This is a genomic window from Streptomyces sp. NPDC057543, from assembly GCF_042801895.1.
Classification (GTDB): Bacteria; Actinomycetota; Actinomycetes; order Streptomycetales; family Streptomycetaceae; genus Streptomyces.
This window is the reverse complement of record NZ_JBHVFF010000074.1, coordinates 22,063-29,354: the sequence shown is the minus strand read 5'-3', so window position 1 is coordinate 29,354 and position 7,292 is coordinate 22,063. Positions and strand designations below refer to the sequence as shown.

At 71.6% G+C, this 7,292-nt stretch carries 9 protein-coding genes; 4 read left to right on the top strand and 5 right to left on the bottom strand.

Annotation, left to right across the window (positions count from 1 at the left end; all coding sequences use genetic code 11):
- Nucleotides 1–114 precede the first annotated feature (114 nt).
- Together ACFU8Q_RS15425 and ACFU8Q_RS15420 are read left to right on the top strand one after the other, a co-directional pair.
- On the top strand, nt 115–675 hold the full coding sequence (locus ACFU8Q_RS15425) for a DUF1697 domain-containing protein (protein WP_384453174.1): 561 nt from the start codon (nt 115–117) through the stop codon (nt 673–675).
- Nucleotides 672–1,067: a DUF4440 domain-containing protein gene (locus ACFU8Q_RS15420; RefSeq protein WP_384453171.1), complete on the top strand. Its 396-nt coding sequence runs from the start codon at nt 672–674 to the stop codon at nt 1,065–1,067. The genes ACFU8Q_RS15425 and ACFU8Q_RS15420 overlap by 4 nt, the downstream gene beginning before the upstream one ends.
- Before the next feature lie 6 nt (nt 1,068–1,073).
- Here the strand turns inward: ACFU8Q_RS15420 and ACFU8Q_RS15415 are convergent, their stop codons facing one another.
- Both ACFU8Q_RS15415 and ACFU8Q_RS15410 read right to left on the bottom strand, forming a co-directional pair.
- The gene (locus ACFU8Q_RS15415) at nt 1,074–1,925 is read right to left on the bottom strand and encodes an ABC transporter ATP-binding protein (RefSeq protein ID WP_384453168.1); all 852 of its coding nucleotides are present in this window, start codon (nt 1,923–1,925) and stop codon (nt 1,074–1,076) included.
- Between the two features lie 13 nt (nt 1,926–1,938).
- The gene (locus tag ACFU8Q_RS15410; protein WP_384453165.1) at nt 1,939–2,808 is read right to left on the bottom strand and encodes an aldo/keto reductase; all 870 of its coding nucleotides are present in this window, start codon (nt 2,806–2,808) and stop codon (nt 1,939–1,941) included.
- Between the two features lie 315 nt (nt 2,809–3,123).
- On the opposite strand from ACFU8Q_RS15410, the gene ACFU8Q_RS15405 reads away from it, so the two are divergent.
- Together ACFU8Q_RS15405 and ACFU8Q_RS15400 are read left to right on the top strand one after the other, a co-directional pair.
- Nucleotides 3,124–4,122, top strand: a complete 999-nt coding sequence (locus ACFU8Q_RS15405) for a ketopantoate reductase family protein (RefSeq protein WP_384453162.1) — start codon at nt 3,124–3,126, stop codon at nt 4,120–4,122.
- Nucleotides 4,123–4,191: 69 nt separating this feature from the next.
- Nucleotides 4,192–4,776, top strand: a complete 585-nt coding sequence (locus tag ACFU8Q_RS15400; RefSeq protein ID WP_384453159.1) for a TIGR03086 family metal-binding protein — start codon at nt 4,192–4,194, stop codon at nt 4,774–4,776.
- Nucleotides 4,777–4,844: 68 nt separating this feature from the next.
- Here the strand turns inward: ACFU8Q_RS15400 and ACFU8Q_RS15395 are convergent, their stop codons facing one another.
- The 3 genes from ACFU8Q_RS15395 to ACFU8Q_RS15385 are packed head-to-tail and all read right to left on the bottom strand — an operon-like array spanning nt 4,845 to nt 7,259.
- On the bottom strand, nt 4,845–5,597 hold the full coding sequence (locus tag ACFU8Q_RS15395; protein WP_384453156.1) for a sirohydrochlorin chelatase: 753 nt from the start codon (nt 5,595–5,597) through the stop codon (nt 4,845–4,847).
- An 8-nt stretch (nt 5,598–5,605) separates the two neighbouring features.
- Entirely contained in the window at nt 5,606–6,484 is an 879-nt protein-coding gene (locus ACFU8Q_RS15390) for an ABC transporter permease (protein WP_384453151.1), read from the bottom strand.
- The gene (locus tag ACFU8Q_RS15385; RefSeq protein WP_384453148.1) at nt 6,471–7,259 is read right to left on the bottom strand and encodes an ABC transporter ATP-binding protein; all 789 of its coding nucleotides are present in this window, start codon (nt 7,257–7,259) and stop codon (nt 6,471–6,473) included. Before ACFU8Q_RS15385 ends, ACFU8Q_RS15390 begins: the two co-directional genes overlap by 14 nt.
- Nucleotides 7,260–7,292 lie beyond the last annotated feature (33 nt).

The window sequence follows — 7,292 nt, the reverse complement described above, 5'->3', positions numbered from 1 at the left end:
AGATTGGGCAGCGTGAAGGCGAGCGTGCCCGGTGCGTCGAACAGCCGGGCGTACGGGCCGCGCGGGCGCCCGGGGCGGCCGCACCGCGTGAAGCGATCGTCCTATGGTGTGCCCATGACGATGTACGCGGCGCTGTTGCGCGGAATCAATGTGAGCGGCCACAAGAAGGTTCCGATGGCCGAACTCCGCACTCTGCTCACCGAACTGGGCCACGGCGACGTCCGCACCCACCTGCAGAGCGGCAACGCCGTGTTCAGCAGCCCGTCGGACGACGAGAACGCGCTCGCCGTCGAACTGGAACGGGCCATCGAGAAACGGTTCGGCTTCCCCGTCCCCTGCCTGGTCCGGGACGGCGCCTACCTCGCGGCAGTTGCGGCGGCCTGCCCCTTCCCGGCCGCCGAACTCGAAGGCAGACAACTGCACGTCACCTACTTCGGACAGCCCGTCGACGCCGAGCGCTTCGCCCGGATCGACCCGGCGGCCTACCTCCCCGAGGCGTTCCGGCTCGGCGACCGCGCGCTCTACCTCTACGCTCCCGACGGACTGGGCCGCTCCAAACTCGCCGACGCACTGTCCCGGCCCACCCTCACCAAGGGCATCATGGCCACCTCGCGCAACTGGAACACCGTGGTCAAGCTCGTGGAGATGACCGCACACGACGGAGCCCGCACATGAGCGAACCGTCCCCCGCAGTGACCGCGGCCGTCGAGGGAGAGCTCCGCCTCCTCGACCCGTCGGTACGGGCCTCCGCCGAACTCCTCTCCCAGGTGCTGCACCCCGAGTACCGCGAGATCGACTCCACCGGCCGGGTCTGGGACCGCGACGCGATGATCGCCTCGCTCACCGGGGACGACGCCCCGCATCCCGGTCCGCTCACCGCGTCCCGGATGCGCGGAGTCCAGCTGGACGGCCAACTCGTCCACGTCACCTACGACACCGAGGCGAAGGGGCGCTTCGCCCACCGCAGTTCGCTGTGGCGGCTGACCCGGGTGGGCTGGCTGCTCTACTTCCATCAGGCCACCCTGTTCGACCACGCCCCGGACGCCGGTCCGGACGACGAGGGCTGAGCCCGCTCAGCGACGGGCGACGCGCTGCGCCCGCGCCGTCCACCGGCCGTCCGTACGGGAGATCCGCACCGGATGCCCGAAGCAGTCGCTGACCCGGTCGGTGGTCAGTACCCCGTCGGCCGGGCCCGATGCCACGCACCGGCCGCCCCGCAGCAGCATCGCATGCGTGGTCGAGGCGGGCAGCTCCTCCAGATGGTGGGTGACCAGGACCGTCGCCAGCTCCGGATGCTCCTCGCGCAGCGTGTCCAGGCTGTCGAGCAACTGCTCACGGGCGGCCAGGTCGAGGCCCGTGGCCGGCTCGTCGAGCAGCAGCAGCCGGGGGCGCGGCATCAGGGCGCGGGCGATGAGCGTACGGCCCCGCTCGCCCTGCGAGAGCGCCGGCCAGCGCGATTCCGTCTTGGCGCCCATGCCGAGCATCTTCAGCAGCCGTTCCGCCTGCGCCCGCTGCTCCTCACTCGCGGACCGACGCGGCACGGGTTCGACCGAGTTGGTCAGGCCGGTCAGTACCACCTCACGCACCGACAGCGGCGAACGCAGGGGATGACGCGGATCGACGTGCCCGAGCAGCGACCGCAGCTCCCGCAGATCAACCCGCCCGAGGGTACGTCCGAGCACCTCCACCGAGCCCCGCGTGGGGTGGTTGACCGCGCCGAGCAGCCCCAGCAGCGTGCTCTTCCCGGCCCCGTTGGCACCGAGCAGCGCCCAGTGCTCACCGCTGCGCACGGTCAGCGAGACCGAGTCGAGCAGGACCTTGCCGTCCCGTACGAGCGAGACGTCGTCGGCCCGGATCACCGGGGCGCCGGAGGGACCGGGGGCACCGGCCGGGGCGGGGACGGGGGCGGTGGTACGCGTGGTCACGTGCGGTACTCCTTCATGCGGGTGCGAGCGCCTCCAGGCTGCTCATGTCCTCGGCGGACAGCCGGATCTCCCGCGCCCCCAGGTTTTCCGCGAGATGGCCGGGCGAACCGGTGCCCGGAGTCGGGCACAGCACGGGGGAGCGGTGCAGCAGCCAGGCGAGAGCGATCTGCCCGCGGGTGGCACCGTGCCGGTCGGCGATCCCGGCGAGCGCCGCGGCTGCCTCGCCGGTCAGAGCGCCGTTCGCCAGCGGGAACCAGGGCAGAAAAGCCAGGCCGTGGGCCTCGCACACCCTCAGTACCGGGTCCGACGAACGGTCCAGGAGATTGAAGCGGTTCTGCACCGAGGCGATCCCGGTCAGGGAGAGGGCCTGCTCCAGCTGCTCGGCGGTGAGGGTGTCCAGACCGATGTACCGGATCTTACCTTCCTGTCGCAGCGCCTCCAGAGCCCCCAGCTGGTCGTCCATCGGGACGTCCGGGTCCAGCCGGTGCAACTGGTAGAGATCGATCCGGTCGGTCCGCAGCCGCCGCAGACTGGCCTCGCACATCGCCCGCAGCTGCTCGGGACGGCCCGCGACGTGCCAGGCGCTGTCGCTGGTCCGCACCACACCGCCCTTGGTCGCCACGACCAGATCCTCGCGATACGGGTGAAGGGCCTCGGCGACCAGTTCCTCGGCCAGCCCGGGGCCGTAGTTGTCGGCGGTGTCGATGAGCGTGACCCCTTGCTCGACTGCCGCCCGCAGCACGGCCACGGCCTCCTGCCGCTCCCCGCGCGGACCCCAGTACCCGGGTCCGGTCAGCTGGGCGGTGCCGTAACCGAGACGACGTACGGGCAGCTCGCCACCGAGCAGGAACACATCGCCGAGCGGCTGTGACGTGGAAGACATGACTGGAACACTAGTGCCCCTCCCGGCAAGCTTTGCCCCGTCGCGCCGCCCAGCACGCACGCTCGCCGCGTTGGCCAAAAGCCCTGGTAGCTCCTTCCCCGAGCTCTCAACTCCGTTCGAGCAGGGGAGACCCCATCCAAGGGCTCCCGGCCGCCTTGCGATCGCACGCACCGGACGACGCTCTTCATGGGGCAAACATTGCCGGTCACGGCACTAGTACCCCTCGATGATCCGATCTCCCGCCCTATGCTGAGGTGTCGTCGGCCCTTGGGGGACCCGGCGTGCTGGCCTGTGCGGCCGCGGACGGGAGTGGGGATGCGCTACATCATCATCGGGGCGGGCGCAGTCGGCGGCGTCCTCGGGGGACGGTTGTCCGAGGCCGGCCACGACGTCGTGCTCGTCGCACGGGGTGCGCAGTACGAGGCGCTGCGCACCGGCGGGCTGCGGCTCGTCACGCCCGACGGGCCGCGCACCCATCCGATCCCCGTCGTCGACCGCCCCGAGGCGCTCGAACTGAGCGCGGACGACGTCCTCGTACTCGCCGTGAAGACGCAGGACAGCACGGCCGCGCTCGACGCCTGGAGCGTCCGGCCCGTCGCGGGCGGCTCCACGGCGGGCGAGCGGCTGCCCCTGATCTGCGCGCAGAACGGGGTGGAGAGCGAACGCCTGGCCCTGCGCCGCTTCCGGCATGTGTACGGCATGTGCGTCTGGCTGCCCGCCACCTTCGTCGAACCCGGCGAGGTCTCGGCCGCCGGTACGCCGCTGACCGGCATCCTGCACCTGGGCCGCTATCCCACCGGGACCGACCGGACGGCCCGGCTGATCGCCGCGGACCTGGAGAAGTCGAAGCTGCTCGCCCCGGTCGTGCCGGACGTGATGCGCTGGAAGTACGGCAAACTGCTCGCCAACCTCGCCAACGCGATCGAGGCCGTCAGCGGCCCGCTCGCCCATGAGGACGCGTCCGCCCTGTTCGAGCGGGCACTCGCGGAGGGCCGGGACGTGCTCATGGCCGCCGGGATCGACGCGGTCGGCCAGGAGGAGCAGGCCGAGGCACGGGCCGGCCGGCTCCGCCTCGAACCGTTCGACGGCTCCCCGCGCGGCGGCTCGTCCTGGCAGAGCCTCAGCCGGGGCACCGGCACGATCGAGGCCGACTACCTCAACGGCGAGATCGTGCTGCTCGGCCGCCTCCACGGCGTACCCACACCGGTCAACGACGTACTCCGCCGCACCGCGAACACCTTCGCGCGCGAGCGCCGGGAGCCCGGCTCGATGCCCGTGGCCGAACTGGTCGCCCTCGTCGACGCCGCCGCGTGAAGCGGCGGCTGGGGCCGGCGTCGCCTTTCTTCAATACCGTTGTCAGTGGCCCGTCCTAGTCTGGGACGCATGAAGAACGAGCACGTTCACATGACCGAAGTCGCCGGCGAAGCGGCCCGCATCGCCCGTTCCATCACCACCGATCAGCTCGAACTGCCCACGCCCTGTGGCGACTGGGACCTGCGCGAACTCATCAACCACTGGGTGCTCTACACCTCCCACGGCCTGGAGCACCGCGCCCTGCGCGAGGATCTCCCCGACGAGCTCACCACTCGCGACTTCACCGCCGACGCCGACTGGGCGCAGCAGTACGCGGCACAGCTGGACCGGGCCGTCGCCGCCTGGTCGGACCCGGCGGTCTGGGAGGGCGAGGTCGACCTCGGGAATTCCACGACACCCGCTGCCGAGATAGCCGCGATGCTCATCGAGGAGACGGCCCTGCACACCTGGGACGTGGCCCGTGCCGTCGGCGAGGAGCTCCGGCTCTCCGACGCCGCGGCCGCCTACGTCCTCGATGTCGTCGACGGCAACGCCGCGCTCTACCGGCAGTACGACGGCTTCGCCGACGAGGTGACGGTGCCCGGATCGGCGTCGCCGCTCGAACGGGCGCTGGCCCACAGCGGACGCGACCCGCACTGGACCGCGGCCGCCTGAGCGGCCGGCTCGTCCCCGGCCCGGAAGCGAACGGTCCCCGAACGGCCCGGAAGCAGCCCGGCGCCGGGCTACGCGGTGAGCGTGGCAGGCCGGGCGCGCGGGACGAGGGCCTCGTCGTACCGGGTCAGCAGCAGCCGTGCCAGCTCCGGTGACGGGCCGAGGACATCGGCCAGCACGTCCGCCCCGGCCGCGCCCGCGGCGATGCGGTCCGGGAGCCGGCCGGGTGCGATGACATAGGGGGCCACCGCCACCCGCCGTACGCCCTCGGCACGCAGGGCCCGTACGGCGTCCTCGGTGCGGGGGAGGGGTGCGGAGGCGAACGCAGGCCGCACGGCGCACCAACCGGTGTGCCGCAGCTCCCGCGCGATTTCAGCGATCACTGCGATCGCCTCCGGGTCTGTGGAGCCCGCCGAGGCCAGGACGAGCCCGGTCGAGCCGCGGTCGCCGGGACGGATTCCGGCTTCGTGCAGCCGCCGTTCCAGTGCGGAGTTCAGCAGGGGTGACGGGCCGAGCACCTCCGTCTGCCGGATGCGTATCCGAGGCAGCCTGGTCCGGGCCTCGTGCAGCACCGTCGGGATGTCGGACTTGGCGTGGAAGGCCCGGGTGAGCAGGAGGGGGAGCGCGATGACGTCCCCCGCCCCCTGTGCGGCCAGCCGCTCCAACACCCTCGGCACCGATGGTGCGTTGAAGTCCAGGAAGCCGGTCTCCACGCGCAGCCCCGGCCGCAGCGACCGGACCCGCGCGGTGAGCGCGTGCACGGTCGCCGCGTGCCGCGGGTCGCGGCTGCCGTGGGCGATGACGAGGAGGACCGGGGCGGACATGGCGTGGCTCAGTTCTTGACGAGGAGACCGCGGCTGCGCAGTACCCACCGCTCCAGCGGACTGAAGATCAGCAGGTCGATCGCGATGCCGACGAAGAGGATCAGGATGATGGCCAGGAAGATGCCGGGCATGTCGGCGTTGTTGCGGCCGTTCTCCAGCAACTGCCCGAGCCCGAGTCCGAGGTCGGGGGAGGACGCGATGATCTCGGCGGCCATCAGCGAGCGCCAGGAGAACGCCCAGCCCTGCTTGAGACCGGCCAGATATCCGGGCAACGCGGCCGGCAGCACGATGTGCCAGGTCCCGCGCAGCCCGGTCGCGCCGAGCGTGCGGCCCGCCCTGAGGAACAGCGGCGGTACCTGGTCGACGCCGGAGACCAGCCCGTTGGCGACCGAGGGGACGGCACCCAGCAGGATCACCGCGTACATCATCTTGTCGTTCAGGCCGAGCCAGATCACCGCGGGCGCCACCCAGGCCACCGACGGCAGGGACTGCAGCCCGGACAGAATCGGGCCGATCGCCGCCCGTACGAGCTTCACCCGGGCGACCAGCAGACCCAGCGGCGTACCGATGGCCACGGCCAGCAGGAAGCCGAGCAGACCGCGCGAGATGCTGGTCCAGACGACGTCCAGGAGCGTCCCCTGCAGCCACATGTCGGCCGCGCTGTGCCACACCGCACCCGGTGAGGGCAGCTTGTAGTCGTCGGTGACCCGGGCCTCGACGAGCAACTGCCAGACGACGACCACCAGCGCCACCGCGAGCACCGGCGGCAGCACCTTGCGGAGCAGCACCTCGCGTACGGGGGTGCGGCGCACCTGCACGGCGTCCAGCGCGTCGAGCCCGGCCTCCAGCCCGGCCAGATCGTCGGGCTTGGTGTCAGTGCTGGCCATGACGGCGGATCTCCCCACGCAGCCGTTCGGTGATCTCGAGGGACAGTTCCGCCACGGCGGTGTCCTCGATACGGCGCGGCTGATCGATGTCGACCGTCCACTCGCGGGCGATCCGGCCGGGCCGGGACGACAGCAGGACGACGCGCTCGGCGAGCCGTACCGCCTCGCGCACGTTGTGCGTGACGAAGAGGACCGAGACCTTCGTTTCGCGCCAGATCCGGGTCAGCTCGTCATGCAGCACGTCCCGGGTGATGGCATCGAGGGCGGCGAACGGCTCGTCCATCAGAAGCAGTTGACTGTCCTGGGCGAGCGCCCGTGCCATGGCCACCCGCTGCCGCATACCGCCCGAGAGCTCATGCACCCGTTTCCCGTAAGCCCCGCCCAGCCGTACGAGTTCCAGCAGCCGCTCCGCCTCCGTGCGGCGCTCCGACTTGGGTACGCCGCGCAGCCGCAGCGCGAGTTCGATGTTCTTGCCCGCGGTCAGCCACGGGAACAGGGCGTGCTCCTGGAACATCAGGGCCGGCCGCCCGCCGGGGGTCTCGATGGATCCCGCGGTCGGGCGGTCGAGCCCGGCCACCAGGTTCAGCAGCGTCGACTTTCCGCACCCGGAGGCTCCCAGGAGGGTGACGAACTCGCCCGGCGCGACATCGAGCGTGATGTCGTCCAGGACGAGCTGCTGCCCCGTCGGGCCGCCGAAGGACTTCGAGACATGTGCGATACGAGCGGCGTGCCCGGCCGAGACACGGTCCTCGGCCTTGGTGAGAGTGGTCGCCATGGTCGTCACCTCCTGGGAGTCTGCGAGCGGGTG

Bases quoted from the DNA above. Each gene is read 5' to 3' on its own strand.
- ACFU8Q_RS15400 (WP_384453159.1), top strand. From the start codon at position 4,192: ATGAAGAACGAGCACGTTCACATGACCGAAGTCGCCGGCGAAGCGGCC.
- ACFU8Q_RS15420 (WP_384453171.1), top strand. From the start codon at position 672: ATGAGCGAACCGTCCCCCGCAGTGACCGCGGCCGTCGAGGGAGAGCTC.
- ACFU8Q_RS15395 (WP_384453156.1), bottom strand. From the start codon at position 5,597: ATGTCCGCCCCGGTCCTCCTCGTCATCGCCCACGGCAGCCGCGACCCG.
- ACFU8Q_RS15410 (WP_384453165.1), bottom strand. From the start codon at position 2,808: ATGTCTTCCACGTCACAGCCGCTCGGCGATGTGTTCCTGCTCGGTGGC.
- ACFU8Q_RS15385 (WP_384453148.1), bottom strand. From the start codon at position 7,259: ATGGCGACCACTCTCACCAAGGCCGAGGACCGTGTCTCGGCCGGGCAC.
- ACFU8Q_RS15390 (WP_384453151.1), bottom strand. From the start codon at position 6,484: ATGGCCAGCACTGACACCAAGCCCGACGATCTGGCCGGGCTGGAGGCC.
- ACFU8Q_RS15425 (WP_384453174.1), top strand. From the start codon at position 115: ATGACGATGTACGCGGCGCTGTTGCGCGGAATCAATGTGAGCGGCCAC.
- ACFU8Q_RS15405 (WP_384453162.1), top strand. From the start codon at position 3,124: ATGCGCTACATCATCATCGGGGCGGGCGCAGTCGGCGGCGTCCTCGGG.